Origin of the sequence: Stappia sp. (assembly GCF_040110915.1) — a bacterium.
Taxonomy (GTDB): Bacteria; Pseudomonadota; Alphaproteobacteria; order Rhizobiales; family Stappiaceae; genus Stappia.
In genome coordinates, this window is the sequence record NZ_CP157793.1 from 3,563,656 (window position 1) to 3,590,000 (window position 26,345).

Below are 26,345 nucleotides of genomic sequence, written 5' to 3' on the forward strand. Positions count from 1 at the left end.
CGAGAAATGCTCCAGTCTCACGTATCAGGAACGGGTTTGATAAAATGGATCTGAAGATCAAGGGTAGAAAAGCGCTGGCTCTGGGGGCGTCCCGGGGGCTCGGGCTTGGCATCGCCAACGCATTGGCGGCGGAAGGCGTCGAGGTCCTGCTGTGCGGGCGCAGCGCCGATCTCCTGGAGCGCAATGCGGCGGAGATCGCGGCCGCGCATGGCGTCGCGGCACACCATGTCTCGGCCGACCTCGCCGATGGCGCCTTCGCCGAACGGGTCGCCGGGCACGCACGGGCGCAGCTGGGTCACGTCGACATTCTGGTCAACAACACGGGCGGGCCGGCACCGGGCAAGGTGACGGACATGTCCGCCGACGATCTCGCCAGACAGGCACAGATGATGATCTTCGGCATCATCGACCTGACCAACCGGCTGCTGCCCGCCATGCGGGAGAAGGGCTGGGGACGCGTTCTCACGGTCGCGTCTTCCGGCGTCGTGCAGCCGATCCCCAATCTGGCCATGTCGAACACCCTGCGCTCGGCGCTCGTGGGATGGAACAAGTCCCTTTCCAACGAGATCGCAGCCGATGGCGTGACCTGCAATCTCCTCGTGCCCGGGCGCATTCACACCGCGCGCGTCGACCAGCTCGACGAAGCCGCCGCGAACCGCACCGGCAAGACCCTGGAGGAGGTGCGGGCCGGCTCGAAGGCGACCATTCCCGCCGGCCGATACGGTCGCGTGGAGGAATTCGCCGACATGGCCACCTTCCTCTGCAGCGACCGGGCGGGCTACACCACCGGCTCCATCGTTCGATGCGACGGCGGAGCGATCAAGGGCGTTTGAGCAAGGCGCGCCCGGCGGAGCCCTCTGCGGCGCGCCCTCTCCGGCGCGCAAACGCCGTTTCGAGGCATCGCCCCCCGGTGCGGCGGGGGGCGATGCCGTCATGCCTCCACGCCCCGGTCCAACGGGGCGCCCCAGCCGCCGCCATTGCCGGTTTGCACGAGGATCCGGTCGCCGGGACGCACCACGACGCCGCTGGCGAAGGAATAGTCCTCCCGCGTTCCATCCGCCCGAACGAGCGAAAGCCCGTTGGTGCCGCCTTGGGCGCCGCCATTCGATCCCCAGACCGGCATCCGGTTCCGGCTGTAGCCCGCGGAAAGCACGGCCCCGGCACGCAGCCTGTAGCTGACGGACACGCCGCGCCCGCCCGAGTGCAGGCCCCTGCCCTCGCCGCTGTCGTTCAGCTTCTTGTAGTCCACGTCGAGGCCATAGCGTGCCTCGCAGATCTCGACCGGACAATTGAAGGTCTCGCCGTGGCTGCAGGAATACATGGCGTCCAGCCCGTCCCGTTCGGCGGTCGCCCCCCAGCCCCCCATTTGCGGCTCCACCATGGTGAAACGGCGTCCCGTATCGGGGTGATTGCCGGCGATCACCGTGCCGCAGATCGAGGCGAAATGGCCGGCGGGCAGGCGTTCGGGCAAGGCCTTCGCCATACAGCGCCAGAGCATGTCGTAGAGGCGGATGCGCGTTTCGAAATAATAGCCGTGCGGCGCGGCGCCCTCCGCATGGAAGATCGTTCCCGGTTCGGTGATCACCTCCAGCGGCCGGAAGGACCCGGCATTGGCGAAGAGGGTCGGGTCGGCCAGTGCCTTGAAGATCATCTGCGCCGAGATGATCGCCCCGTCGCGGCTGGTGTTGTAGGGGGCGGCCCGCTGCGCGGGATTGCCCCGCAGATCGACGAGGAACTTCTCGGGCGTGACCGTGACGGTGGCCTTCCACAGCGCCCCGTCGTCCTGCTCTTCCTCGATGCTGTAGCTGCCCTGCGGCAGGGCCGCGAGGCCGGCAAGTCCGCGCCGCTCGCCTTCGGCGAAGAGATCGTCCAGCGCCGAACGGCACGTGCCGAGCCCGTAGCTTTCGACCAGCTGACGGATGCGCGCGTCCGCCTTGCGGCTGGCCGCCACCTGCGCCCAGAGATCGCCGCGCACGAAATCCGGCAAGCGCGAGTTGGCGGCGATGATCTCGAAGACCGATCGCACCTCTTGCCCGCCATCGAACAGCCGCACCGCCGGCAGGCGCAATCCCTCCTGGTAGATCTCGGTCACGTCGACGGCCATGGAGCCGGGCGTCTGGCCGCCGATATCGTTCCAGTGGGCGATGGAGGCCGTCCATGCGAACAGCTCGCCCTCCGCGAACACCGGCTGCGCGATCACCACGTCATTGAGATGGGTGACGCCTCCGAAATAGGGATCGTTGGTGACGAACATGTCGCCGTCGCGGATGTTCTCGAAGCCGGTCAGCTCGATGATGCGCTTGACCGCCTTGTCGAGCACGCCAACGAAGGTGGGAATGCCCGCTCCCGAACTCACCAGCTCGCCACGGGCGTCGGTGATACCCGTGCCCACATCCAGAACCTCATAGATGATCGGGCTCATGGCCGTGCGCTGGAGGACGGCGAACATCTCGTCCGCCGCCGCCGTCAGGCTCGCCTGGATCACCGAGGCGGTGATGGGATCGATCGCTTCCCTGGCCATGATCTCAGACCTCGACCACGTGCACGTCACGCGGCAGCGACGAGAGGATCTCCGGACCGTCGGCCCGCAGGATCACGATTTCCTCAAGCCGGATGCCGAAGCGTCCGGGAAGATAGATGCCGGGCTCGATCGAGAACACCATCCCCTCTTCCAGAACGGTCTCGGAAGCGGCGGTGATATAGGGCGGCTCATGCCCGTCGATGCCAAGGCCGTGGCCGGTGCGGTGGACGAAATACTCGCCATATCCGGCGTCGGAAATCACCTTGCGGGCGGCGGCATCCACTTCCTTGGCCTGCACGCCCGGACGGGCGGCCGCCATGGCGGCGCGGACGGCATCTTCCACGACGGCATGGACCTGATCGTAGCCTTCCGGCGGATGACCGACCACCACCATGCGGGTGATATCGCTCGGGAACCCCTGTTTGCGCGCCCCGATATCGATCACCACCGCATCGCCGTCCTGGAGCTTGCGGTCGCCGGTCTGGTGATGCGGGAAGGCCCCGTTGCCTCCGCTCCCGACGATGGTGAACTGCGTCGCCGCGCCCTCGGACGCAAAATGCGCGCGGATCACGTCCGCCACGTCTTTCTCCGCCATGCCGGGTTTGATTGCCGCGAATGCCTTCCGCATGGCCTCATCGGCTATGCCCGCGTTCATCTTGATGAGACCGTATTCGCCCTCGTCCTTGCGCATGCGCAGCGCACCGACCGTCTCGGCGGTGAAGGCATGGCGCGGCCGCGGCAGCGCGCCCAGCAGGAGAAGCGCGAAATCGGCGCGCATCGTCTCGTCGAGCACCACGGAGCTGGCGTCTTCCGCCGAGATGGCCGAAAGCGCCGCCGCCAGCGCCGTCTCCGGGCCTTCGTCATCGCTCCAGCAATGGAAGGAAATGTCGGTGTCCTCCCGCGTCCCGTCCGCGTTGAGGATGGGCATCAGAAAGGTTTCGCCGACCCGGGAAACCAGGAGCAGGCAGGGCCGCTCGTCGGGATGCGGATGGAAGCCCAGGAGCCACTGCATGTGCGCTCCCGGTCCCAGCGCCACCAGATCGGTCCCTGTTTCCCGCATTTTCTCTTTCAGGCGCTCAAGGCGCTTGGCAACATCGGCCATGGTCTCTTTATCCTGTAACTATGGGCTCACGCGGCGTGTGCGGCCGGATCCTCGGCCTCGACCACGATCCGGCGACCGAAGGCGTCGCCCTCGTCAAATCCGCCAATGTGAGCGATTTCATCTTCGGGTGGCGCCTCGCACGACCAGCGCCGGCTGGGGATCCACCCGCAGTGTCTGCGAAGGATGGCCGCATATTCGGCCCGCTTCAGCGCGGCGATCGAAGGGTCGATCACCGGAACGCCGAGCCGCTTTTCCAGATCGCGGTAGAAGCCCACTTCCATGGTGCAGCCAAGGATGACCGCCTCGGCGTAATCCTCCTCGACGGCTTTTCGGCCCGCCTCCACGAGACGGCGCTCGGTCTCCGCGTGATCCGCCTGGAACTCGGTCACCCCCAGTTCCACGTGATGGAAACCCGCAAGCCGGTGACCATGTCCGTGCTCGCGCACCGTGGCTTCCATCTGGTTGACCCACTTGCGCCGCCCCACGATCACGCCGAACCGGTTGGCAAGGCTCGCCGCGATCTCGCAGGAGGCAACGCAGGGCGCGGTCACCGCCATGTCGCCGGAAACCTCGCGGGCATCGAGCAGAGCCGTGTCGTAGAAGCAGCCGATCGCGAAGGCGTCGAACCCTTCGCGCGCGGCCTGACGGACGGCCCGCAGGATGCCGCGCGTGACCATCGCCTCATAGGAGCGGAACTCGATGTGGCTGAACCGACCCTCGCCCGGCGGCAGGGAGACGATATGCACCTCCGTGCCAGGCAACTTGTGATCGCGTGCCATCCGGGCAAAGATTTCGTCATGCTCGTGCGAGCCCGCAACCGGGCTGAAGTACATCACCTTCAACGGTTTCATGGCCAATTCCTCCTCCCTGACCGGTCTCAGCCCGCGAAGCCGTAGATCTCGCGCGCCCGCTCCGCGGTCACATAGCCGTTGCGGATATCGTCGCGGATGGCTTCGGGGTCGCGCGCCTTCGGATCGCCATAGCCGCCGCCGGTGCCGGTGCGGATGGAGATGACGTCATCCTTGTTGACGGTCAGCCCCGAAACGAAGGCATAGCTTTCGCTGGTTCCGTCGCGGCGCAGCACTTCCACATGGTTGGGCGAGCCTTCCTTGCCGCCGTCGAGTGCCCAGGGCAGCACCTTGGCGCGGGTGTAGCCGGCCGTCAGGAAGGAGCCATCGACGCGGATGCGGTAGTCCAGGCGGATGCCATGTCCGCCCGACCACTGCCCCTCGCCACCGCCGGGGATATTCAGTTCCATCCGGTCGACGATCAGCCCGTTGCGGGCTTCCGAGATTTCGGCGGGGCAATTGTAGGTCTCGCCGTGGAAGCCGGAGAAGATGGCGCTGTTGCCGTCGCGGCCCTTGCTCGCCCCCCAGCCGCCGATCTGCGGTTCGATGATCGTGTAGTGGCGACCGGTATCGGGATGAACGCCCCCGATGAAGGTGCCGCAGATCGACGAGAAATGCCCCGACGCAAGGCGGTCCGGCACCTGCTGGGCCAGGCAGCGCCACAGCAGATCGTAAACGCGAACCTCGGTCTCGAAGTAGAAGCCGATGGCCGAAGGCTCGCGGGCATGAAACACCGAGCCTTCGCGCGTCAACAGCCTGAGCGGGCGGAACGAGCCGTCGTTGCAGGGCGAATAGGGATCGGTCAGCGACTTGAAGATCATTTGCGCGCAGACCATCACCCCGTCGCGGCTGGTGTTGGTCGGCCCTTCGTCCTGATCGGGATTGTCGCGCAGATCGACCAGAAACTCGGTCTCGGAAATGGTGATCTTCACGTTGTAGACGCGGCCGTCGTCCTGCTCTTCGGACAGCTCGAACGTGCCGTGCGGCAGCTTGCCCAGTTCCCGAAGGGACACCTTCTCGCCGAAGTCCATGAAGGCATCGACGGCTTCCTCGAAGGTCGCGACGCCGTATTTCTCCGCCGTTTCGCGCAGCCGCGTCTCGCCGATGCGCACGGAGGCAATGGCCGCCCACACATCGCCTTCCAGAAAGTCGGGCATGCGCGAATTGGCCTTCATGATGTCGAAGACCGGCTTGATGGGTTTGCCCCTGGAGACGATCTTGATGGCCGGCAGGCGCAGGCCTTCCTGATAGATCTCCGTCGCATCCGCCGAGAGCGATCCGGGCGACTTGCCGCCGATATCGGAGTTATGCGCGATGTTGGCCGTCCAGGCGATGATCTTGCCACCGGCAAAGACGGGCATGGCCACGACGATGTCGTTGAGATGCGTCACGCCGCCGTAATAGGGGTCATTGGTGGTGAAGACATCGCCGGGCTCGATATCGCCCGGCTTGTCGAACTTCTCCACGATGACCTGAACGGCCTTGTCGAGAACCCCGATGAAGGCCGGGATGCCCGCGCCGGAACTGGCAAGGCGGCCCTTGGCGTCCATGATGCCGGTTCCCATGTCGAGAACCTCGTAGATGATCGAGCTCATCGCCGTCTTGCGCATCGCGGCGAACATCTCATCGGCGGTCGCCTGCAGCGAATTCTGGATGATCTCCAGAGTGATGGGGTCTGTGGTGCTGGTGCTCATGTCCCCTGCCTCACGCCGTCAGATGAATATGGAGATTGCCGTAGCCGTCCACCTCGACCCGGTTGCCCGGATGGATGACGGTGGTGGTGCCGGGGTCCTCGACCACGGCCGGGCCGCTGAACGTCATGCCGGCTTCCAGTTTGGTGCCGTCATAGATAGCCGCCTCATGAACACCCTCGAGGGCATAGTCCACGCTGCGCCGCCCCTTGAGGGCCACCTGCACGTCGGTGCCGGTGGGCTCGCTCCTGGCCATGGTCAGCTTGCCGACCTCGGCGGAGGCGACGAGATGAATGCCGACCATCTCCACCGGCGCGTCGAGCCGGTAGGTGTATTCGCGCTCATAGGTCTCGTGGAAGGCGGCTTCGATGGCGGCCAGCCGCTCATCGGTGATGACGCCCTCCTCCAGAAGGACCTCCGTCGTGTGCTCCTGGTTCTGGTAGCGGAACTTGCCATAGCGCAGGAACTTGACCTGACCGGCATCGATCCCCTCGCGCTCGAACTGCGCGCGGGCCCGATCCTCGGTTTCGGCAAAGACGGTTTCCAGCCCCTGCGCCGCGCCCGGCTTCAGGTCGGCCAGACGGGTGACGAAATAGTCCCGCCGCAGGTCCGACATCATCATGCCCCAGGCGGAGAACACCGCCGCCGCCGCCGGCACCACCACCTTCTTGACGCCCAGCTCGGCGGCCAGGGCCACCGCATGCATCGCGCCGCCGCCGCCGAAGGCGACCAGCGTGAAATCGCGCGGATCATGGCCGCGATTGAGCGAGACCAGCTTCAGCGCGTTGACCATGTTGTTGTTGGCGATGCGGATAATGCCGCGCGCCGCCTCGGCGGCATCGACACCGAGCTTTTCGCCAACGGTCGCGATCGCCTTTTCGGTCGAGGCCATGTCGGCCTCCACTTCGCCGCCGCAGAAATAATCGCGGTTGATGCGGCCGAGCCAGAGATTGGCGTCGGTCGTGGTGGCGCTGGTTCCACCCCGGCCATAGGCCGCCGGCCCGGGCGCGGCCCCGGCCGACTGCGGGCCCACATGCAGCTTGCCGAAATCGTCCACCCAGGCGATCGACCCGCCGCCATTGCCGATCTCCACGAGATCGACCACCGGCACCATGATCGGATAGCCCGCCGTGGTGCGTTCGCGCTCGATCCAGTAATCGGTCATGATCTTGACCTGACCGTCCTCGATCAGCGAGCACTTCGCGGTGGTGCCGCCGATATCGAGGGCCAGCACATTGGGTTCGCCGATCAGCTTGCCCAGTTCCGCCGCGCCCCAGAAGCCGGACGCCGGTCCCGATTCCACCATGGTGATGGGCACCTGCGTGACCACATCGAGCGACTCCACCCCGCAATTGGACTGCATGATGTAGAGATTGCGGTCGAAGCCCTTGTCCTTCAGCCCGCCGGCGAGACGCGACAGATAGCGCTCGGCGATCGGCTGGACATAGGCCGACAGCACGGCCGTGTTGGTGCGCTCGTATTCGCGCCACTCGCGGGTGATCTGGTGCGAGGCAACCGCCGAGACGTCCGGCCAGAGCGACTTCACCTCGGCCAGAACGGCCTGTTCATGCGCGGGATTGGCATAGGAATGCAGGAAGGAGATGGCGACCGCTTCAACGCCGTCGGCCCTGAAGTCGTCAAGGATCGCCTTAAGCCCCGACAGATCCAGCGGGGCCATTTCCTCGCCGCGATAGCTCATGCGCCCCGGCAGCTCGCGCCGCAGATAGCGCGGAACGAATGGCTCCGGCTTCTTGTAGTGAAGGTTGAAGAAATCCGGGCGGTTGCCGCGCGCGATCTCCAGCGTGTCGCGAAACCCCTCGGTGGTGATGAGCCCCACCTTCACGCCCTTGCGCTCGGTCAGCGCATTGATCACGACCGTGGTGCCATGCGCGAGGAAATCCACGGACGAGGGGTCGAGCCCGGCCTTGTCCAGAACGTTGAGCACACCCTGCTCGAAGTTGGGCGGCGTCGTGTCGGACTTCGCCGTGATGACGCGCGCGACACCGTTCGCATCGGTCTCGAAGGCAACCAGATCGGTGAATGTGCCGCCCACATCGGTTGCCACGCGGATTGTCTTGTCGGCCATCACGCCACCTCTTCCTGTTCGCACCGTTCGCGCAGCATGAAACAGGCCGCGCCCGGCAGTTTCAGCGTCTCCGCCGCCGTCACCTTTTCCGGCGTGTAGAAACCCGCCTCATGCAGGCAGTTGATGCTGCCCACCACATTGCCGGCCAGTTCGACCGGGATGTTGATCACCGACTCGCAGCCGAGCGACCGGATCAGCTCGTGGTCGAAAAAGACCTCGGCAATGCTCTCGATGTCATTGGCCACGAACATGCGCCGTTCCTTCAGGACCTGGCGGGCCCAGTCGGTCTCGTTGACCGGCTTGGTGCCGGAGACCGGATAGGCTTCGGGCATGTTGGAGTAGAAGCGCGACGAGACGCCCGCCCGGAAGTCGAAGCTCATCAGCGTGAAGAGCTTCACGCCGATCACCTGCCGGGTGAGACGATAGAGCGCGTCGAAGGCGGTCGCGGGCTGGTTGTCGGCAGCGGCAAGCGCGCGTTCGAAAGACGCGTAGTCGGGCATTTCCGTCATGTCAGGTCCTTTGTGAGGCTGTTTTTCAGCTCATGTTCTTCGCGCGTGATCACCGGCACCGCACCGATCAGTCCGCGCGTATAGGGGTGCTGCGGCCGGGTGAAGATGGTCTCCACCGCGTCGAGTTCGACCATCCGGCCCTTCTCGAAGACGGCCACCCGGTCGGCGATGTTGCGCACCACGGCAAGGTCGTGTGTGATGAAGAGATAGGTGAGCTTCCGCCTCTGCTTGAGGTCGGCGAGAAGCTTCAGGATCCGGGCCTGCACCAGGACGTCGAGCGCCGAGGTGGGCTCATCCAGAACGACCAGATCGGACTCGCAGGCAAGCGCCCGGGCAATCGCCACCCGCTGCCGCTGGCCGCCGGACAGGGCCGCCGGCGAGCGCGACCGCAGCTCGGCGGGAAGCCCCACCTCCTCCAGAAGCGCGCCGGTGCAATCCCAGCGGCCGCGTTTCTCGCCGATGTCATGAACGTCCAGCGGCAGGCGCAGCGATGCGCCGATGGAGCGCTTGGGATTGAGCGACGACAGCGGGTTCTGCTGCACGAGCTGAATGGCCCGGCGATGTTTCGCCAGACGCCGCGCCGGCAAGACCTCGCCTCGATAGGCGATGGTGCCGGTGGTCGGCGGGTAGATGCCCAGCGTCATGTTGGCGATGGTCGATTTTCCCGAGCCGGATTCGCCGACGATGGCGAGGCACTCGCCCTCCATCACATCGAAGGAGGTGCCTTCCACCGCACGCACCTCCCGGTCGCCCACATGAAAGATCTTGGAAATGTCCCTCAGGGAAAGAAGCGGAGCTGTCATTGCGCGTCTCCCGGCTCGCCGCAGCTCTCGTGAACGATCAGCGGTTCGTGGAAACGCTCCGATGCTTCTTCGATATCCGGGATGCCCCCGCCGGTGATGCGCGGAATGGCGCGCATCAGGGCCTGGGTGTAGGGGTGTCGCGGACTGTCGAAGAGGTCTTCGGTGCGCGCCTGTTCCACCAGCCGGCCCTTGTAGATTACATAGACCCGGTCGGCGAACTCCCGCACCACGCCAAGGTTGTGCGAGATGAACAGCACCGAGGTGCCATGGCGTGTCACCACGTCGCGCATCAGTTTCAGGGTCTGGGCCTGCACGGTCACGTCGAGCGCCGTACCCGGCTCGTCCGCGATCAGAAGCGACGGCTCGTTGGCCAGCGCCATGGCGATCATCACCCGCTGGTTCATGCCGCCCGAGAGCTGGAACGGGTAGCTGGCGAGCACCCGCGCGGGGTCCGGGATGAGCACTTCATCGAGAAGCGCCGCGGCCCTCTCCATGGCCTGCGTCTTCCCGATGCCCGGCGCGCCGCGTCGCAAGACCTCATGAAACTGGGCGCCGACCGTATAGACGGGATTGAGGGAGGAGGTCGGGTCCTGAAAGATCATCGACATGCGCGTGCCGCGCAGCGCGTGGCGTTCGGATTGCGAGAGGCGCTCGAGATCCCGCCCCTCGAATTGCAGCAGACCGTCGACCCGCGTGCCGCGCGCCATCTGCAGGAGCCCGATGATCAACCGTGCGGTGACGGATTTGCCGGAGCCGGATTCCCCGACAAGCGCGACGCGCTCCCCCTTGGCGATATGCAGCGAGATGCCATGCAGCACTTCGATGAGGCCGGTGTAGGTGCGAAAGCTGAGATGCAGGTCGCGGATCAGAAGCGTTGGCGCACTCATTCGTCGACCCCCAGAATTTCCCGCAGCGCGTCGCCCAGAAGGTTGAAGCCGAACACCGCCACCAGGATCGCAAGGCCCGGGAAAACGGTGAGCCACCAGGAATCCGGCAGATACTTCGCGCCTTCCGCCACCATCGAGCCGAGATCGGGGGTCGGCGGCTGGACACCGAGGCCGAGGAAGGACAGCGACGAGGCGATCAGGATCACGAACCCGAGATCGAGCGTCATCTTGGTCAGGATGGCCGGCACGCAGTTGGGCAGGATCTCGCGGAACATGATGTGCAGACGCGATGACCCGATCACCTCTGCCGCCAGCACATAGCCCTCTTCGCGTTCGCCGCGCGCCAGATTGTAGACAAGCCGCGTGTACCAGGGCCACCACATGGCCGTCACGGCGAGCATCCCATTGAAGAGGGTCGGCTCCAGCAGCCCCATGATCGACATGGCCAGCACCAGCGGCGGGATCGACAGGAAGACATCGGTGATCCGCATCAGGATCGATTCCGTCCAGCCGCCGAGATAACCGGCGGCCAGCCCGATGGTGACCCCGACGGGAACGGCCACCGCCAGCACCACCACGCCGAGGAAGAGCGAGATCCGGTAGGCATAGAGGATGCGGCTGAACAGGTCCCGGCCGACAAGATCGGTCCCGAACAGATAGGGCCAGCCGGGCGCCTTGTTGAAGTTGACGAAGTCCACCACCGCGCCGCGATGCTCGGGAAAGGGCGCGATGAAATCCGCGAGCACGGCCGCCAGGACGACGAGCGTGACGAGGAGGACACCGAGCGCGGAAAGCGGGTTGCGCAGAAGGATCGCGAGGGTCCGGGTCATGTCGACCTCTGCGACAGGCGAATACGCGGATTGATGATGGCGATCAGGATATCCACGATGATGTTGACGATCAGGAACATGGCCGAGATGACCAGCACCGTTCCCACGATGGCATTCAGGTCCTTGCGCAGGATCACGGAGACGCCGTAGCGCGACAGCCCGGGCCAGGCGAAAACCGCTTCCACCAGAAAGGCATTGCCGAGCATGGCCGCGAAATCGAGGCCGATGATGGTGAGCGAGGGAATGAGCGAAGGCCGGAAGGCGTAGCGCCGCGCGATCTTGCGTTCAGGAAACCCGTAGGAACGCGCCATCTCGATAAAGGGCCGACCATATGTCTCGACCATATTGGCGCGCGTCAGCCGGGCGGCCTGCCCGATACCGGAAAGCGCAAGGGCGAAGGCCGGCAGCACCAGATGCGACAGCGCATTGCCGAAGGCCGCGATGTTCCCCGCCGCCAGCGTGTCCACCAGCAGGAAACCGGTGACGGGGGGGATGGCGTAGGAATCCGATATGCGCCCGGCGATCGGAAAGAGCGGAAGGAAATAGGCGAAGAGCAGCATCAGGATCACCGCCCAGACGAAACTCGGCGCCGAGACGCCAAGGATCGAGATCACGCGCACGGTGCCGTCGATCCAGCTGTTGCGATACCGCGCCGACAGGATGCCGAGCGGCAGGCCGATCAGCACCATCATCGCGCCGGCCACCAGAACCAGTTCCAGCGTCGCCGGCAGGAATTGCGCGATGTCGGCGGTCACCGGGCGGTTCGTATAGAGCGACACCCCCAGATCGCCGCGCGCCAGATCGGCGAGAAAATAGGCGTATTGAAGCGGCAGCGGATCGTTCAGATGCAGCTTTTCGCGCAGCACCTCGACCTGCTCGGGCGTTGCGCTCGGCCCCAGCGCGATGCGCGCCGGATCCCCCGGAATGACCCGGGCGATGGCGAAGATCAGCATGGAGACCCCGATCAAGACGACCAAAGAGATCCCCAGCCGCTTCAGGATGAGGCGGATTACAGACGACATTGCGTCACCATGATTTGGAAGAGCGCCGGCCCGACCTGTTCGATCGACGCCGGACCGGCCGCCCCGACCGCTATTGACCGGTCATTTCCATGAGCCGGAAGCTGAAGCCCATGCCATCGAGGCCGAACGCCTTGGCAGGGTCCTGAAGCGCCGGGGCCTTCACCCGGTCACTTGCCGCAAAGACGGACTGCCGGTCGTAGGCATAGATCGTCGGCGCGATCTCCATCAGCCGGTCATTGAGCTCCGAATAAGCGACCTCGCGCGCCTCGGGCGTGGCGGCCTTGCGGCCCTTGTCGAGCGCCGCATCCACCTGCGCGTCGTCCAGATATTCCGGAGACTGCCAGGTGCCCCTGACCGAAGAATGATACATGGGATAGAGCAGCGTATCGGGATCGCCGGTCACCGCATTGGCGAAGATCTGCGAGATATGCGGGGTCGTTTCCGGGGTGGTCACCTGCTCGGTAAAGAGCGCCCACGGAATCTTGCGGATTTCCGACTTGATGCCGATCTCGGCGAAATTCGCCTGCATCAGAAGTGCGAAACGTTCTTCGATGGGAACCTCTCCGATCCACGAGATCTCCAGCGTGAAATCGGAAGGGTCATATCTGCAGTCCGCCAGATGCCGCTTCGCCGCCTCGACATCCCGCTGCAGGGTCTGGTTCGCGGGATTGGCGCCGAACATGCCGACGGGAACAGCACCGGTGGAGGGGCTGCCCTGGGCAACGCCGTCGGAGATCGAAACCATCGCAAGGCCGGTTGCGTAGTCATAGGCCTTGGCGAGAGCCAGTCGGCAATTGACATCGTCCAGCGGCGGTTTCGCGGTGTTCATCTTGATGTAGAAGCCGCCGCCACCGGTCTCGGTGAACAGTTGCGCGCCATCGGCGGCCAGCGCTTTCATCACCTCGGGCGGCAGCCACTGCGAGGAGATGTCGTGTTCTCCCTGGGCGATCAGCGTGCGCACCGTTGACGCTTCGAGACTGTAGCGAAGACGGACCGTATCCGGTGCGGCCTCGGGGACGCCGAGGAAATAGTCGGCATTCTTCTGCATCACGGTTTCGGCCTGCGGATTGTGCGAGGAGACCGAATAGGCACCGGTGCCGGCGGAATTGGCGGAAAGGAACGCCTGCCCCCAGTCCTTCATGTCGCCTTCGCCGTCACCCAGGTTTTCCATCACCAGTTTCTTGTCGACAATCGGGAGGCGCACCAGCGACGCGATGAAAGGCGAATAGGCTTCGGTGAGCGTGAAGCGCACCGTGTGCTCATCGACGGCCGCGGCGCTCTCGACCTTGCCGAACAGGAAGGAAAGCCCCTGGCCCAGCGCCTTCATGCGCTCGAAGGAAAACACGACATCCTCGGCGGTGAGCGGATTGCCGCTCTGGAAGCTGACATCGGAGCGCAGCTTGAAGACGAAATCCGTGCCGTCCATCTCCCAGCTTTCGGCAAGATGCGGCGCATAGCCCGGCCCGCCCTGAACGGGCAGCACCAGGGTGTCATAGACATTGAACATCAGGATCGAGTCGGCGTAGTCGCTCGCCTTGCCGGGATCGAGTTCGCCAACGGCGACCTCATCGAGACGAAGGACGGTGTCCGCCACCGCCGGCGCCGAGCGAAGCGGCACGATCGCGGTCGCGGCAAGAAGCGTTGCGGCCAGAAGCATGGAAGGCTTTTTCATTTTTTTTCCCCTTTGTCGTCTTGGGTTTCACCGGCAGAGGAATGAAGCCCGCGAAGCCCCGGATCCTCGCCGAATACGTCCATCGTGCCGACCCACAGAACCGCCGCCGGTTCGTCCGTGTGGTTCCAGGTGGCATGCGTGCGCGATGACTGAAAATGGATGGAGTCGTTTTCCTCCAGGATGCTCGACTCCCCCTCGAGCTCGACCGTGATCGCGCCCTTGAGAACGAAGATCATCTCCTCGCCCTCATGGGCGATCGGCTCGCCCCGGTGCCCCGGCGGCTCATGGATGATGACGCTGCGCAGCACATTGCCCGGGAAGGAAGACGAGACGCGTTCGTAGGTGAGCGAGTTCTCGCTGATGGCGTAGGTGGCACGTTGATCGTGACGTGACAGCGCCGCGCCCGAGACCGGTTGCGACAGGAAGTGTCCGACGTCCACTTGAAGCACCTGGGAAACCGCAACCAGCGAGGAGAGCGAAGGCGTGGCGATGCCCCGCTCGATCTGGGAGATGAACCCGACCGACAGGCCCGCACCGTCGGCAACCTCCTTCAGGGTCAGACCGAGTTCCTTGCGCCGGCGGCGCAGCTTCTTGCCCAACTGCGTCGGATGCTCGGATATCTCGGTCTCGACCGCCATCAGCCCCACCACTCGTTTTAGTACTGTTAAAATTTAATCAGCACTAAAATTGTCCGTCAAGCCCTGGCGTGGCAGTTTTCGAGACCCGCTTGATCGGGCGCCGGGATTCAGCCTGCAGCGCCCCGGCGCATCGAACCGCTCCCCTGCGATATCCGAGATCTGGGTGAGCCTGTCGCCAAGGAAACGAGACAGGCAATGAAACGAAACCGGTTCTCGGAAGAGCGGATCTCCTTCGTTGAGGAACAGGCCAACCCAAAATCGGGAACATCTCAGGGGAGCAGGTCAAGGAGACCAATGGCGTCAACACCTGCATGATCCGCACCGGCGGGCGGGTGTTCATTGACATGACACAGCTCGAACGCTGGATAAGGATCCAGAGGGTAGGCACCTTGCCACCCGGTCCGAATGAATGACCTATAAACAGGTCAAATTATTGCCTAACGACCTGTTTATAGAACTCAACCTTGTGGTATTGACTTGAATCCTGCCAGATTGATCCATAAATAATGCATAAAGGCGCGATACGCTCTGTTAATAAAACGGAATTGACCGAGATGGCAAAGCCAAACACCCGCCCCTACTCCCGCTATGGGTTGGAAGCCGCAGAGCTGCTGGGGCTGCTGATTCACGACGCCCGCATTGAGCGTGGGCTGACGGTTGCCGAGGCTGCGGAGCGCGCAGGCATTTCGCGCGGGCTGGTCCACAGGATCGAAAAAGGTGAGATGGGCTGTTCCATCGGTGCCGTCTTCGAACTCGCGGCCATTGTCGGCGTACCGCTCTTTGACGCGGCCCCCTCCACCCTGACCCAGCACCTTGCAACGGCACGAAGCAAGCTGACCCTGCTGCCGAAGAAGGTCCGCAAAAGCACAAAGGCGGTGAAGGATGACTTCTAACCCCCGCCGCGATGAGGCTTCAAGAGAAGCTTATGTCTGGGTATGGCTCCCCGGCGCAACCGAGCCGGTTGTTGCTGGCCGCCTCGCCCGTTATGGCGAGAACCTGATCTTCAACTATGGCCGCAGCTATCTTGAGCTTGAAGGGGCTATCCCCCTCTATCTACCAGAGCTGCCCTTGCAAGCTGGCGCAATCCCCCCTGAGGCAGGCCTTAGCATGGCTGGGTGCCTGCGTGATGGCGCACCAGACGCCTGGGGACGGCGTGTTATCCTGAACCGAACATTTGGCATCAAGGGCAAGGATGCTGATATCGGCGCGATTGACGAGCTGACCTATCTGCTCGAATCCGGCTCCGACCGCATTGGTGCGCAGGACTTTCAGCTGTCGCCGACGACGTATGTTCCCCGTTCGGCGCAGGACGCCACTCTGGAAGAATTACTGAGCGCTGCCGAGAAAGTCGAGAAGGGTATTCCCCTCACCCCTGAGCTGGATCAGGCGCTGTTTCATGGCAGTTCACTGGGCGGCGCACGGCCCAAGGCCATGATTGAGGATGGCGACAAGAAACTGATCGCCAAGTTCCCCTCCTCCTCTGACACCTACAATGTGGCGAAGGCGGAATTCATCGCCATGCGGCTTGCCGCCAAAACAGGATTGGAGGTTGCGCCGGTACGCCTGATCCATGTCGCCGGCAAGGACGTGCTACTGGTGGAACGCTTCGATAGGCTGCACACCGACGAAGGTTGGCAGCGCAAAGCCATGGTTTCAGCGCTGACAATATTCGGGCTCGATGAGATGATGGCCCGCTATGCCAGCTATGCCGACCTGACCGAAGTTATCCGGCATCGCTTCAGCGCGCCTAAGGACACACTGCGGGAACTGTTCAGGCGACTGGTGTTCAATATCCTGTGCGGCAACACTGACGACCATGCCCGCAATCATGCCGCATTCTGGGACGGCAAGGCGCTTACTCTGACGCCTGCCTATGACATCTGCCCGCAAAGCAGGGCAGGCAATGAGGCCAGCCAGGCCATGCTGATCACCGGCAACAATCGGCGCAGCACGCTTGCCACCTGTATGCAGGCTGCTCCCAATTTCCTGCTCGACAAACAAACCGCTGCGGGGATCATTCAGGATATGATGTCAACAGTGCGAACAGAATGGGAGGCAACCTGCAATGAGGCCAGCCTTTCAGACGTGGATCGAAACCTGTTCTGGGAACGGATCTTCCTCAACCCTTACATTTTTGAAGGCAGTGAGGGCTTCTGACGCGGTGCCTGAGGCACACCGTCAAGACTCAAGAGCGGCAAACAGTTTTCAAGCCTATTGCGAACTGTTGGCATTCGCTGCCCCCAAGCGTGCCTCAATAAAGACCTTCCGCCCGCGCAGGGCTTTAGCCGTGGGAAGGACGAAAACCGTTGCCGAAACGTATCTCGCCCAGGCAATAAGAAGCGGTGAATGGTCCGCACTCAGATGTTTCGCGCTGCCGTCAACCAACGCAACGGTGAGCATGGCGGCGGTTATGAGTGCGCTTCCTTGCGGAGGATGAGCTTGATCCGCAGGTTCGATCGATGCCATGCATGCTGCTCTTACATAGAATACTTCGTCTCGGCCGACTAACCGACAATTTGTGCCACGACGGGTCATGCCAGGCACCGGGATGAGAGCTGTCGAGCTCGAAGAACCAGTGGATCTGCGCCAGCCTCCGGCGATCCCGAATGCCTCCAGCACCAGTTCGAGGCCGGCACGAACCGGGTGCAGCCCTCACTTCTCGATTGACGATGAGACGACCCGCACCTTACACTTTTAAATAGCGAATATATTTGAAATTCCGATTCAGGAATCGTGAAGTGAACCCAGCCTTTGATATGGATGCACTACGTGCTGTTGTGGCCGGCATCGAATTACGCAGTTTCGCGCGGGCAGCCGTGGAGCTCGGGCGGTCGCAATCGGCGATCAGCATGCAACTCAAAAAGCTCGAGCAGCAGGCCGGCACGCAGCTTTTTGTGCGCAAGGGCAGAGGTCTGGTACCGACCGAAGCCGGGGAGGCCCTGGCCGCGTATGCCCGCCGGATCGTCGCTCTCAACGATGAAGCCGCGCGCGCATTGGGCGCGGCCATGAGCTCGGAAACCGTACGCCTGGGTCTGCCGCAGGACTTCTTCGACGATGTAATGCCGGCCACGCTGTCGACATTTGCGGGCGATCATCCCGGGGTTCACGTCGAGGTCCGCGCCGGTCCGAACCACACGCTCGGTGACGAAATCCGGGCTGGACGTCTTGACGGCGCAATTGTCTTTTTCCCGCAAGGCGCCGGCGGCGGGGGAGAGCTTCTGTGTGAATTGCCCATGCAATGGCTCGCGCACAAGGCCTTTGTGGACCTGACGGTGCAGGACCGGGTTCCGCTGGTGATGTTCGACCATCCCTGTCTGTTTCGGCAAGCGACACTTGCCACGCTCGACCGGGCGGACAGGCGCTGGCGAGTATCGGTGACGACACCAAGCTTGCCCGGCATATGGGGTGCGTTGCGTTCGAAGCTGGGAATTGCGGTGCGAACCGGACATGGTGTTCCCGACGATATCGTGTGTGCAGGCGATGATCTGGCCTTGCCAAAACTCCCGGCGATCGAACTGAGGATGCTCAGATCGCAGAACGCGACGCCGGCGGCACATGCCCTGTGCGAGGCCCTGCATCGGGAAACGATCGATCGGGTCGCCCCGCATTGAGATACGCGGGCCGATGCGCGTGGGGCTGCGTTATCGGATTGCGTCTGCTATGTTTCGCCCTACCGAGGGGGGCCCCGCCAAGGGGCTGAGATACTGTTGGCCGTACGGCAGCACAGTGACCCTTTGAACCTGATCCGGATTATGCCGGCGAAGGGACAGGTCTAAACGCCTCGCGCCTTTGCCGGCCTCGCTTGAGAGGCCGCCATGCCGGCAACACCACACCACATTTCCAAGGCTCTCCCAATCGCCGCCACGATTGCCGCCGTCTTCCATGAAGAACGGATTCTTCTGGTGCGCCGGGCCAATCCGCCGGATGCGGGCCGCTGGGGGTTCCCGGGCGGCAAGATCGAGGCTGGTGAGCCGATAGAAACAGCCGCCGTCCGGGAGCTCTTCGAGGAAACCGGGGTCCGTGGTCAGCCGCGTCGGGTGTTCACGGCGGTCGACGCCTTCGATCGCGACGAAACCGGCCGGCTTCACCGGCATTTCGTCCTGATCGCGGTTCTGTGCGACTGGATTGGCGGACGGCCAGTCGCCGGGGACGACGCCCTCGAGGCGAGATGGTTTCGTCTCGACGAACTGGACGACGCCGGCCTTGCCCTCAGTCTCGATGTCGCCAAGGTCGCTCGCCAGGCCGCCGACATCGCCACCGCACAGGACAACCGGTCATGATCGCCAAGAGCGGGCATGCTCTGCTCGATGAAGATGCGATCGCCGCGGTGCGCGAACGGCTTGTGCCGCTCGCGACGCTCATCACGCCGAACCTGCCCGAAGCGGCCGTGCTGCTGGAGCGTGACGACGATTGGACGGCCGGGGCCATGCACGCGGCGCTGCCCGATCCGCTGGCTTTGGGACCGGAATGGGTGCTTCCGGCGGGCGGGCACCTGGAGGACAGCGCCGATAGTGCCGATCTCCTCTACGGTCCCGGAGGCACCGTCACCCTTGCCGCACCCCGTATCGCGACCCGCAACGATCACGGCACGGGCTGCTGATGATCCGGTTTGGTCGGGATAGCAAAGACCGGCCCCGCTCCGATGCAATCGACCGGTGCGGGATCGACCGCTGCGGCCAGATCGGGGGTCTCGGTCATCGGGCGTCCTCCAGCGGCACGTAGAGTTCGCCGCCCTCGCGGAACTTCTCGGCCATTTTCGCCATGCCGTCCTTCTGGGCCTCTGCACGAATGTCGTGGCTGATGCGCATGGAGCAGAACTTCGGACCGCACATCGAACAGAAATGCGCCACCTTGTGTGCCTCCTTCGGCAGGGTTTCGTCATGCATCGACCGGGCGGTCTCGGGATCAAGCGAGAGGTTGAACTGATCCTCCCAGCGGAACTCGAACCGGGCGCGGCTCAGTGCATCGTCGCGGATCCGCGCCGCCGGATGGCCCTTGGCGAGATCGGCGGCATGGGCGGCGATCTTGTAGGTGATCACGCCGACCTTCACGTCGTCCCGGCCGGGCAACCCGAGATGCTCCTTCGGCGTCACGTAGCAGAGCATTGCCGTGCCGAACCAGCCGATCATCGCCGCGCCGATGCCGGAGGTGATGTGGTCGTAGCCTGGTGCGATGTCGGTGGTCAGCGGCCCGAGCGTGTAGAACGGCGCCTCTCCGCAGACTTCGAGCTGCTTGTCCATATTGGCCCTGATCTTGTGCATCGGCACGTGACCGGGGCCCTCGATCATGACCTGGCAGTCCTTGGCCCGAGCGATCTGCGTCAGCTCCCCGAGCGTCTCCAGCTCGGCAAACTGCGCCTTGTCGTTGGCGTCTGCGATTGAACCGGGGCGCAGGCCGTCGCCCAGCGAAAACGAGACGTCGTAAGCGCGCGCGATGTCGCAGATCTCGCCGAAATGCTCGTAGAGGAAGCTCTCGCGGTGATGATGTAGGCACCATTTGGCCATGATCGAGCCGCCGCGGCTGACAATACCGGTCACCCGGTCCACCGTCATCGGGATCATGTGCAGCCTGACGCCTGCGTGGATGGTGAAATAGTCCACCCCCTGCTCGGCCTGCTCGATCAGCGTGTCGCGATAGACCTCCCAGGAGAGCGCCTCGGCGATGCCGCCGACCTTTTCGAGTGCCTGGTAGAGCGGCACCGTGCCGATCGGCACCGGGGAATTGCGGATGATCCAGTCGCGAATATTGTGGATGTTGCGTCCGGTCGAGAGGTCCATCACCGTGTCGGCGCCCCAGCGGATCGCCCAGACCATTTTCTCGACTTCCTCGGCCATTGAGGAGGTCACGGCCGAATTGCCGATATTGGCGTTGATCTTCACGAGGAAATTGCGGCCGATCACCATCGGCTCGGCCTCGGGGTGGTTGATGTTGGCGGGGATGATCGCCCGGCCCCGCGCCACCTCGTCGCGGACGAATTCCGGGGTGATGAAATCCGGGATCTCGGCGCCGAAGGCCTCGCCGTCGCGCTCAAGCGCCTGCTTCGCCGCCTGCCGGCCGAGGTTTTCGCGGATGGCGACGAATTCCATTTCAGGCGTGACGATGCCCGCACGGGCATAGGCCAACTGGGTGACGGCGCGGCCATTCTTCGCGCGCCGCGGTTCGTGCCGCACCGGAAACTCCGGCGTCAGGCGCTCGCCCTGGGCAAAGCCGTTGTCCTCCGGCTTTACATGACGGCCTTCGTACAGCTCCGTGTCTCCCCGCGTAGCGATCCAGGCTTCGCGCGGCCGCGGCAGGCCGCGCTCGATGGCGATCTCAGCCTCTGGATCTGTGTAGGGACCGGAGCTGTCATAGACGGTCACGGGCGGTTCGCCCGCCGTCGGGAGCAACTCGAGCTCGCGCATGGGCACGCGGATATCCGGGTGCAGGATGCCGCGCTGCCAGACCCGCCGGGATGCGGGCAACGGGCCTGTTGTGACGATTGGGGAAAGATCTTGCATCGGTCGGAGCCTCCAGAGCTCGAAGCGTTGGAGACCCAGTTCGCCGCAATGAATGGGGATTGGCCGCGTGAAAGACGCCGTGCATTGCAGATACGGCCAAGGCCGCGCAGCCGGAACACCATCCCTACGCCAGTGTGAACTGGATCAGGTTCATCGGGTCACTGCGCTGCGCGCCGCCATCAAGGCAGACGGGCCATCAGTATCTCAGCCCCTTGTCGGGACCCCCCGGGTGAATATGCCGAGACTGCGTTTCGTCCCGCGCTTTGTCAACTGCCAGGCGGACCGCCGGCAACATACCCGGTTCTCTGAAGTTGCAATCCATAAACATTCGTTTTTCCGAAGAACGAGCCGCGGGTAGACTTGGCGGAGAGGCAATAGGGAACTTGGACATGCCGCCGGATTCACCAATCGGGTTCATCGGTCTTGGCACGATGGGCGCGCCCATGGCTCTGAACCTCGCGCGGGCCGGAACGCCGCTCGTCGTTTGGAACCGCACAAGAAATCGATGCGCCCCGCTGGAACAGGCGGGTGCCACGATTGCCTCTGACGCTGCGGAGATGTTCACGCGATGCGAAACGGTTATCCTAATGCTGGAGAACGACACGGCGATGGATACCGTACTCGATCGCCTCGGTCCGGAATTCACCTCCCGCGTCGCCGGCCATATCATCGTCTCCATGGGCACCGTGTCGGCCGACTATTCGAAGCAACTGGCCGATGACATCCGCTCCGCCGGAGGGCGCTACGTCGAAGCGCCGGTCTCGGGCTCGCGCAAGCCGGCCGAAGCCGGGCAACTGGTCGGCATGCTCGCCGGCGAGCCGGAGGATATCGCGCGCCTGCGGCCAATCCTCGCCCCGATCTGCAAGGAACTCTTCGACTGCGGCGCGGTTCCCGCCGCCCTCCACATGAAACTCGCGATCAACACCTTCCTGATCGCGATGGTCACGGGCTTGGCCGAGGCTGCCCATTTCGCCAGGCGCCATGACCTCGATATGAGTCGCTTCACCGATATTCTGAACGCGGGCCCTATGGCAAGCGACGTCTCTCGGATCAAAATCGGAAAGCTCGCGCAGCACGACTTCAGCCGCGAAGCGGGGATATCAGACGTGCTCAAGAACAACCGTCTCGTTGTAGAGGCTGCCCGTGATGCCGGTATCGCGTCGCCCCTGATGGATGCCTGCCTGTCTCTTTACAGCGAGACCGAAGGTCTTGGGTTCGCAGAAGACGACATGATAGCGGTCGTCCGCGCGATCGAGGCACGCACCGAACGCGCATTGGCCAGCACCGGGATTCCGCCACATAATCACTGATGCGCGTCGGGCGTATCGTCTGAACCTGCTCGTCAAATGTGAAGTTCAGGGGAGCAGGACAGAACGCACCAAGATACAGCGCCACATCCGCCCCCTGTTGGAGCGGGTCTATCGCAGGACGCATCTCTCGAAGCACGACTCGCGGCGTCAATCACCGATGTGATGGCCGGCATGAGCCTTCGGTACGCTGATCGGCCTGGCATCGATCCAGAGGCTCTGTCTCGCCCACATCGGTCAGCCAGCGAGAGGATCGTCTATTGATGGGGCCGCTCATGTTGCACTCATTTCGGCCCACGCCGATTTACGCAGCGATATGAAGAACTTCCGCCCCTCTTGCTTCCACGGGTGTTGGAAACGCAAACGCCGCCCCGGAGGGCGGCGCTTAAGCGTTTGGAAACGCGTATGAGCTTATCGAGAGATAGCTGACAGGTCATTCTGACCACATGGTTTACACATCTTGCATTTGGGGAGGCCCGAATGCCTTGGAAAGAGTGTAGGCCTATGGATGAACGCCTTCGTTTCGTTGCCCGTCTTCTCGAAGGTGAGAAGATGGCGCCGTTGTGCCGGGAGTTCGGCATCTCCCGCGTCACGGGCTACAAGATTTTTGAGCGGTACAAGGAATGTGGCCTTGACGGTCTCAATGACCGGAGCCGGCGTCCCTATCGTCAGGCCAACAAGCTCCCCTTCCAGATCGAACGCTGCATTCTGGGTCTCAAACGCGAGCATCCAACCTGGGGAGCGCCGAAGATCCGCGACAAGCTGATGCGGCAATATCCAATGGTCAAGGCTCCGGCGATCAGCACGGTGCATGCGGTGCTCGACCGTCACGGCCTGGTTCAGCGCCGCAAACGCCGCCGCTACAAGGCCCGGGGAACAGTGCTTCATGACGCGCAGGAGACGAACGAGCTGTGGTGCGCCGACTACAAGGGCGAGTTCAAGTTGGGCAACAGGCAGTATTGCTATCCACTGACGCTCACCGACTACAGGTCACGTGACCTGAGACCCCAGAACTCCTCCAATTTTGTGTAGAGTCCGTTTCAAGCAGGAGACGGACGGAATGAAGCGTTCACGGTTCACAGAAGAACAGATCATCGGGATCTTGCGGGAGCAGGAAAGCGGCCAGAAGACGGCCGATGTTTGCAGGCGGCACGGGATCTCGGAAGCCACGTTCTACAAGTACAAGGCCAAGTTTGGCGGCATGGATGTATCCGATGCCCGCAAGCTGAAGGCGCTTGAAGACGAGAACGCGAAGCTCAAGAAACTGTTGGCCGAGGCCATGCTCGACAACGCCATGCTGAAGGACGTTGCATCAAAAAAATGGTAACGCCCGGTGCAAGGCGGGAAGCTGCGGCTCACCTGTGCGGAGCGCACGGCGTGAGCCAGCGTCGGGCGTGTGCGGTTCTGGCAATTGACCGGTCGAGTGTTCGGTATCGTAGCCTTCGACCTGATGATGCCGATTTGCGTGAAGCCATGAGACGAGTTGCCGGAGAGCGCCGGCGCTTCGGCTACAGACGCATTCACCTGATGCTGGAACGCCAGGGCATCCGAATGAACCAGAAGAAGCTGAGACGACTCTATCGCGAGGAAAAGCTGCAAGTCCGCAAACGTGGTGGCCGGAAGCGAGCTTTGGGCACCAGACGGCCGATGGTGTTGCCAGGCAGGACAAACGAGCGGTGGAGCCTGGACTTCGTGTCGGATGCCTTTACGGACGGCCGCCGTTTCCGGGTTCTGGCGGTGGTCGATGATTACAGCCGCGAGTGCCTGGCGCTTGTGGCCGATACTTCATTGTCCGGCTTGCGGGTCGCCCGTGAACTTGATGCGCTCATCCGTCTGCGTGGTAAACCGGTCACCGTGGTCTCTGACAACGGAACCGAACTTACCAGCATGGCGGTTCTCAAATGGTGTCAGGGGACTGGTGTCGACTGGCATTACATCCAGCCCGGCAAACCGATGCAGAACGGCTTCGTCGAGAGTTTCAACGGTAGCTTCAGGGATGAGTGTCTCAACGAGACGCTGTTCTCGTCGCTTTCCGAAGCCCGATCCCAAATCACCGCATGGAAGGACGACTACAACCGAAACAGACCCCACTCATCCCTGGGCAATCTCACGCCCCACGAATTCGCATTGAAAATGACATTGCAAACACAGGCCGCATAAGGCCAAAAATCAACCGAAGGACTCCGCGCTAAGTCGGAAGAGGATTGGGTCTCAGGTCACACGTTATCTGCTGGCCTGTGAGGGGTTGACCTGCACCAAATCCGACTTTGCCTTCTCGGTTTTCGAACGCGTTTTCAAGGAGTACGGCCTTCCTGCCGCCATTCGCACCGACAACGGCCTGCCCTTCGCCAGCCCGAATGCGCTGTTCGGATTGAGCAAGCTGTCCGTGTGGTGGCTGCGCCTGGGGATCCGGATCGAGCGCATCAAGCCCGGCCATCCGCAACAGAACGGCCGTCACGAACGCATGCATCTGACCTTGAAGGGCGAAACGGCAAAGCCCGCAGCCTTCAACTTCCTCCAGCAACAGGAAAGGTTCGACCGCTTCGTGGAGGTTTACAACAATGAGCGGCCGCACCAAGCCCTCCAAGGCTCCTATCCCGGAGAACTCTATACACCTTCACCCCGCGTCTACGAACCGCCGTCTGAACCGGAATACCCTTTCCATGACCGCACCGTGCGCGTCACACAGATGCGGGCGCATCTGTATCGGAAAGAGGAAGATCAATCTCAGCCAGGTCTTCGCCGGCCAGATCATGGGGCTCAGAGAAGTCGACGACAATATCTGGCTCGTCTCATTTCTCGATTACGACCTGGGATTCTTCGACAATAACGAGAACCGCGTCGAACCGGCAAAAAACCCATTCACACCAGAGATAGTGTAAACTGTCTCTCCGGTATCAAATGTAAGCCATGTGACGAGAATGGACCGTAGGAATTTGGTTGCGGGGGTAGGATTTGAACCTACGACCTTCAGGTTATGAGCCTGACGAGCTACCGGGCTGCTCCACCCCGCGGAGAGTTTTGTTTGAGTATCGTAGAGGTTTTTTTTTGCGCTTTGCGGGCCTGGCGGCGACCGACTCTCCCACGTCTTGAGACGCAGTACCATTGGCGCTGGGGCGTTTCACTTCCGAGTTCGGGATGGGATCGGGTGTTTGGGTCCCCGCTGTGGCCACCAGGCCGGCGAAGCGCAAGTTTTGTGAACTGGTCTTGTTTCCGCGTTGTCCGGACGAGACCGGTGTGCGGTGTTTTTGAACGCGTTTCGCTGACCAGCCCGCGACTGCGGGCCGCCAACGTTTTGGCGCGTGGTTCGCAGCCGTTGGCGTGCGCCAACTGGCGTGAGAACGAAGGATGGATGGGCATTGAGTAATGAGAGTGATCAAGCCGATCGAGCTATTAGTACCGGTAAGCTTCACGCATTGCTGCGCGTCCACACCCGGCCTATCGACGTGGTGGTCTTCCACGGCTCTCAAGGGAGACCTGGTTTTGAGGCCGGTTTCCCGCTTAGATGCTTTCAGCGGTTATCCGTTCCGCACATAGCTACCCTGCAATGCCGCTGGCGCGACAACAGGTCCACCAGAGGTGCGTCCATCCCGGTCCTCTCGTACTAGGGACAGATCCTCTCAAGTTTCCTACACCCACGGCAGATAGGGACCGAACTGTCTCGCGACGTTCTGAACCCAGCTCACGTACCACTTTAATCGGCGAACAGCCGAACCCTTGGGACCTGCTCCAGCCCCAGGATGTGATGAGCCGACATCGAGGTGCCAAACGATTCCGTCGATATGGACTCTTGGGAATCATCAGCCTGTTATCCCCGGCGTACCTTTTATCCGTTGAGCGATGGCCCTTCCACGAGGGACCACCGGATCACTATGACCGACTTTCGTCTCTGCTCGACTTGTCAGTCTCGCAGTCAGGCGGGCTTATGCCAT

The 26,345-nt window shown here is 63.0% G+C and carries 22 protein-coding genes, 1 tRNA gene, 2 rRNA genes, 2 pseudogenes and 2 riboswitches (1 of these 29 running past the window's edge); of the genes and pseudogenes, 10 read left to right on the top strand and 17 right to left on the bottom strand.

Annotated features, from left to right (window positions below):
• The first annotated feature begins 44 nt into the window (after window positions 1–44).
• Entirely contained in the window at window positions 45–833 is a 789-nt protein-coding gene (locus ABL312_RS15865; protein ID WP_349358373.1) for an SDR family oxidoreductase, read from the top strand.
• 98 nt (window positions 834–931) lie between these two features.
• Here ABL312_RS15865 and ABL312_RS15870 read toward each other — a convergent pair whose 3' ends face one another.
• The 12 genes from ABL312_RS15870 to ABL312_RS15925 form a co-directional block, all read right to left on the bottom strand.
• Window positions 932–2,521, bottom strand: coding sequence for a hydantoinase B/oxoprolinase family protein (locus ABL312_RS15870; protein WP_349358375.1), 1,590 nt, complete (start codon window positions 2,519–2,521; stop codon window positions 932–934).
• Between the two features lie 4 nt (window positions 2,522–2,525).
• Complete coding sequence (locus ABL312_RS15875) at window positions 2,526–3,623, bottom strand: M24 family metallopeptidase (protein ID WP_349358376.1); 1,098 nt, start codon at window positions 3,621–3,623, stop codon at window positions 2,526–2,528.
• A 26-nt stretch (window positions 3,624–3,649) separates the two neighbouring features.
• Window positions 3,650–4,474, bottom strand: coding sequence for an aspartate/glutamate racemase family protein (locus ABL312_RS15880; RefSeq protein WP_349358377.1), 825 nt, complete (start codon window positions 4,472–4,474; stop codon window positions 3,650–3,652).
• A 26-nt stretch (window positions 4,475–4,500) separates the two neighbouring features.
• The gene (locus ABL312_RS15885; RefSeq protein ID WP_349358378.1) at window positions 4,501–6,165 is read right to left on the bottom strand and encodes a hydantoinase B/oxoprolinase family protein; all 1,665 of its coding nucleotides are present in this window, start codon (window positions 6,163–6,165) and stop codon (window positions 4,501–4,503) included.
• A 10-nt stretch (window positions 6,166–6,175) separates the two neighbouring features.
• Window positions 6,176–8,248 (bottom strand): hydantoinase/oxoprolinase family protein, encoded by a 2,073-nt coding sequence (locus ABL312_RS15890; protein WP_349358379.1) that lies wholly within the window; start codon window positions 8,246–8,248, stop codon window positions 6,176–6,178.
• Entirely contained in the window at window positions 8,248–8,757 is a 510-nt protein-coding gene (locus ABL312_RS15895) for a GAF domain-containing protein (RefSeq protein ID WP_349358380.1), read from the bottom strand. The genes ABL312_RS15890 and ABL312_RS15895 overlap by 1 nt, the downstream gene beginning before the upstream one ends.
• A complete protein-coding gene (locus tag ABL312_RS15900) occupies window positions 8,754–9,560 on the bottom strand; it encodes an ATP-binding cassette domain-containing protein (RefSeq protein ID WP_349358381.1) in 807 nt (268 codons plus the stop codon). The genes ABL312_RS15895 and ABL312_RS15900 overlap by 4 nt, the downstream gene beginning before the upstream one ends.
• Window positions 9,557–10,447 carry an ABC transporter ATP-binding protein gene (locus ABL312_RS15905; RefSeq protein WP_349358382.1) on the bottom strand — a complete coding sequence of 297 codons (891 nt, stop codon included), beginning with the start codon at window positions 10,445–10,447 and terminating at the stop codon, window positions 9,557–9,559. Before ABL312_RS15905 ends, ABL312_RS15900 begins: the two co-directional genes overlap by 4 nt.
• Complete coding sequence (locus ABL312_RS15910; RefSeq protein WP_349358383.1) at window positions 10,444–11,277, bottom strand: ABC transporter permease; 834 nt, start codon at window positions 11,275–11,277, stop codon at window positions 10,444–10,446. The genes ABL312_RS15905 and ABL312_RS15910 overlap by 4 nt, the downstream gene beginning before the upstream one ends.
• Entirely contained in the window at window positions 11,274–12,299 is a 1,026-nt protein-coding gene (locus ABL312_RS15915) for an ABC transporter permease (protein ID WP_349358384.1), read from the bottom strand. Before ABL312_RS15915 ends, ABL312_RS15910 begins: the two co-directional genes overlap by 4 nt.
• Window positions 12,300–12,369: 70 nt before the next feature.
• On the bottom strand, window positions 12,370–13,971 hold the full coding sequence (locus ABL312_RS15920) for an ABC transporter substrate-binding protein (protein ID WP_349358385.1): 1,602 nt from the start codon (window positions 13,969–13,971) through the stop codon (window positions 12,370–12,372).
• Window positions 13,968–14,609, bottom strand: coding sequence for a cupin domain-containing protein (locus ABL312_RS15925; RefSeq protein ID WP_349358386.1), 642 nt, complete (start codon window positions 14,607–14,609; stop codon window positions 13,968–13,970). Before ABL312_RS15925 ends, ABL312_RS15920 begins: the two co-directional genes overlap by 4 nt.
• 554 nt (window positions 14,610–15,163) lie before the next feature.
• Here ABL312_RS15925 and ABL312_RS15930 point away from each other — a divergent pair.
• Both ABL312_RS15930 and ABL312_RS15935 read left to right on the top strand, forming a co-directional pair.
• A complete protein-coding gene (locus ABL312_RS15930; protein ID WP_349358387.1) occupies window positions 15,164–15,502 on the top strand; it encodes a helix-turn-helix transcriptional regulator in 339 nt (112 codons plus the stop codon).
• On the top strand, window positions 15,492–16,766 hold the full coding sequence (locus ABL312_RS15935) for a HipA domain-containing protein (RefSeq protein WP_349358388.1): 1,275 nt from the start codon (window positions 15,492–15,494) through the stop codon (window positions 16,764–16,766). The genes ABL312_RS15930 and ABL312_RS15935 overlap by 11 nt, the downstream gene beginning before the upstream one ends.
• A 54-nt stretch (window positions 16,767–16,820) precedes the next feature.
• On the opposite strand, the gene ABL312_RS15940 is transcribed toward ABL312_RS15935, so the two are convergent.
• A complete protein-coding gene (locus ABL312_RS15940) occupies window positions 16,821–17,075 on the bottom strand; it encodes a hypothetical protein (RefSeq protein ID WP_349358389.1) in 255 nt (84 codons plus the stop codon).
• Window positions 17,076–17,347: 272 nt separating this feature from the next.
• Between ABL312_RS15940 and ABL312_RS15945 the strand changes: the two genes are divergently transcribed.
• The 3 genes from ABL312_RS15945 (at window position 17,348) to ABL312_RS15955 (ending at window position 19,209) form a co-directional block, all read left to right on the top strand.
• The gene (locus ABL312_RS15945) at window positions 17,348–18,220 is read left to right on the top strand and encodes a LysR substrate-binding domain-containing protein (protein ID WP_349358390.1); all 873 of its coding nucleotides are present in this window, start codon (window positions 17,348–17,350) and stop codon (window positions 18,218–18,220) included.
• A gap of 55 nt (window positions 18,221–18,275) precedes the next feature.
• Window positions 18,276–18,394, top strand: a riboswitch (TPP riboswitch).
• A gap of 30 nt (window positions 18,395–18,424) precedes the next feature.
• Window positions 18,425–18,889 carry an NUDIX hydrolase gene (locus ABL312_RS15950; protein WP_349358391.1) on the top strand — a complete coding sequence of 155 codons (465 nt, stop codon included), beginning with the start codon at window positions 18,425–18,427 and terminating at the stop codon, window positions 18,887–18,889.
• Entirely contained in the window at window positions 18,886–19,209 is a 324-nt protein-coding gene (locus ABL312_RS15955; protein ID WP_349358392.1) for a bifunctional hydroxymethylpyrimidine kinase/phosphomethylpyrimidine kinase, read from the top strand. Before ABL312_RS15950 ends, ABL312_RS15955 begins: the two co-directional genes overlap by 4 nt.
• A gap of 94 nt (window positions 19,210–19,303) precedes the next feature.
• On the opposite strand, the gene thiC is transcribed toward ABL312_RS15955, so the two are convergent.
• Window positions 19,304–21,106 (bottom strand): phosphomethylpyrimidine synthase ThiC, encoded by a 1,803-nt coding sequence (gene thiC / locus ABL312_RS15965; protein WP_349358393.1) that lies wholly within the window; start codon window positions 21,104–21,106, stop codon window positions 19,304–19,306.
• 103 nt (window positions 21,107–21,209) lie between these two features.
• Window positions 21,210–21,344: riboswitch (TPP riboswitch) on the bottom strand.
• A 205-nt stretch (window positions 21,345–21,549) separates the two neighbouring features.
• On the opposite strand from thiC, the gene ABL312_RS15970 reads away from it, so the two are divergent.
• The 4 genes and pseudogenes from ABL312_RS15970 to ABL312_RS15985 form a co-directional block, all read left to right on the top strand.
• On the top strand, window positions 21,550–22,416 hold the full coding sequence (locus tag ABL312_RS15970; protein WP_349358394.1) for an NAD(P)-dependent oxidoreductase: 867 nt from the start codon (window positions 21,550–21,552) through the stop codon (window positions 22,414–22,416).
• A gap of 477 nt (window positions 22,417–22,893) precedes the next feature.
• Window positions 22,894–23,415: pseudogene (locus ABL312_RS15975) on the top strand (helix-turn-helix domain-containing protein); the annotation flags it as partial.
• Between the two features lie 58 nt (window positions 23,416–23,473).
• Window positions 23,474–24,573 (top strand): IS3 family transposase gene (locus tag ABL312_RS15980; RefSeq protein WP_374730139.1). Its coding sequence is split into 2 segments (ribosomal slippage): window positions 23,474–23,723 and window positions 23,723–24,573, totalling 1,101 coding nucleotides; the frame shifts between segments, so codons are not numbered across the junction.
• Window positions 24,574–24,616: 43 nt separating this feature from the next.
• A pseudogene (locus ABL312_RS15985) lies at window positions 24,617–25,295 on the top strand (integrase core domain-containing protein); the annotation flags it as partial.
• A gap of 55 nt (window positions 25,296–25,350) precedes the next feature.
• On the opposite strand, the gene ABL312_RS15990 reads toward ABL312_RS15985, so the two are convergent.
• The 3 genes from ABL312_RS15990 to ABL312_RS16000 form a co-directional block, all read right to left on the bottom strand.
• Window positions 25,351–25,427 (bottom strand) — tRNA-Met (locus ABL312_RS15990).
• A 47-nt stretch (window positions 25,428–25,474) separates the two neighbouring features.
• A 5S ribosomal RNA gene (rrf, locus tag ABL312_RS15995) occupies window positions 25,475–25,590 on the bottom strand.
• Window positions 25,591–25,785: 195 nt separating this feature from the next.
• A 23S ribosomal RNA gene (locus tag ABL312_RS16000) occupies window positions 25,786–26,345 on the bottom strand; it runs 2,159 nt beyond the window's last position.

Excerpts from the sequence above, each read along its gene's own strand:
- ABL312_RS15865 (WP_349358373.1), top strand. The coding sequence starts at position 45 with ATGGATCTGAAGATCAAGGGTAGAAAAGCGCTGGCTCTGGGGGCGTCC.
- ABL312_RS15870 (WP_349358375.1), bottom strand. The coding sequence starts at position 2,521 with ATGGCCAGGGAAGCGATCGATCCCATCACCGCCTCGGTGATCCAGGCG.
- ABL312_RS15875 (WP_349358376.1), bottom strand. The coding sequence starts at position 3,623 with ATGGCCGATGTTGCCAAGCGCCTTGAGCGCCTGAAAGAGAAAATGCGG.
- ABL312_RS15880 (WP_349358377.1), bottom strand. The coding sequence starts at position 4,474 with ATGAAACCGTTGAAGGTGATGTACTTCAGCCCGGTTGCGGGCTCGCAC.
- ABL312_RS15885 (WP_349358378.1), bottom strand. The coding sequence starts at position 6,165 with ATGAGCACCAGCACCACAGACCCCATCACTCTGGAGATCATCCAGAAT.
- ABL312_RS15890 (WP_349358379.1), bottom strand. The coding sequence starts at position 8,248 with ATGGCCGACAAGACAATCCGCGTGGCAACCGATGTGGGCGGCACATTC.
- ABL312_RS15895 (WP_349358380.1), bottom strand. The coding sequence starts at position 8,757 with ATGACGGAAATGCCCGACTACGCGTCTTTCGAACGCGCGCTTGCCGCT.
- ABL312_RS15900 (WP_349358381.1), bottom strand. The coding sequence starts at position 9,560 with ATGACAGCTCCGCTTCTTTCCCTGAGGGACATTTCCAAGATCTTTCAT.
- ABL312_RS15905 (WP_349358382.1), bottom strand. The coding sequence starts at position 10,447 with ATGAGTGCGCCAACGCTTCTGATCCGCGACCTGCATCTCAGCTTTCGC.
- ABL312_RS15910 (WP_349358383.1), bottom strand. The coding sequence starts at position 11,277 with ATGACCCGGACCCTCGCGATCCTTCTGCGCAACCCGCTTTCCGCGCTC.
- ABL312_RS15915 (WP_349358384.1), bottom strand. The coding sequence starts at position 12,299 with ATGTCGTCTGTAATCCGCCTCATCCTGAAGCGGCTGGGGATCTCTTTG.
- ABL312_RS15920 (WP_349358385.1), bottom strand. The coding sequence starts at position 13,971 with ATGAAAAAGCCTTCCATGCTTCTGGCCGCAACGCTTCTTGCCGCGACC.
- ABL312_RS15925 (WP_349358386.1), bottom strand. The coding sequence starts at position 14,609 with ATGGCGGTCGAGACCGAGATATCCGAGCATCCGACGCAGTTGGGCAAG.
- ABL312_RS15930 (WP_349358387.1), top strand. The coding sequence starts at position 15,164 with ATGGCAAAGCCAAACACCCGCCCCTACTCCCGCTATGGGTTGGAAGCC.
- ABL312_RS15935 (WP_349358388.1), top strand. The coding sequence starts at position 15,492 with ATGACTTCTAACCCCCGCCGCGATGAGGCTTCAAGAGAAGCTTATGTC.
- ABL312_RS15940 (WP_349358389.1), bottom strand. The coding sequence starts at position 17,075 with ATGGCATCGATCGAACCTGCGGATCAAGCTCATCCTCCGCAAGGAAGC.
- ABL312_RS15950 (WP_349358391.1), top strand. The coding sequence starts at position 18,425 with ATGCCGGCAACACCACACCACATTTCCAAGGCTCTCCCAATCGCCGCC.
- ABL312_RS15955 (WP_349358392.1), top strand. The coding sequence starts at position 18,886 with ATGATCGCCAAGAGCGGGCATGCTCTGCTCGATGAAGATGCGATCGCC.
- thiC (WP_349358393.1), bottom strand. The coding sequence starts at position 21,106 with ATGCAAGATCTTTCCCCAATCGTCACAACAGGCCCGTTGCCCGCATCC.
- ABL312_RS15970 (WP_349358394.1), top strand. The coding sequence starts at position 21,550 with ATGGCTCTGAACCTCGCGCGGGCCGGAACGCCGCTCGTCGTTTGGAAC.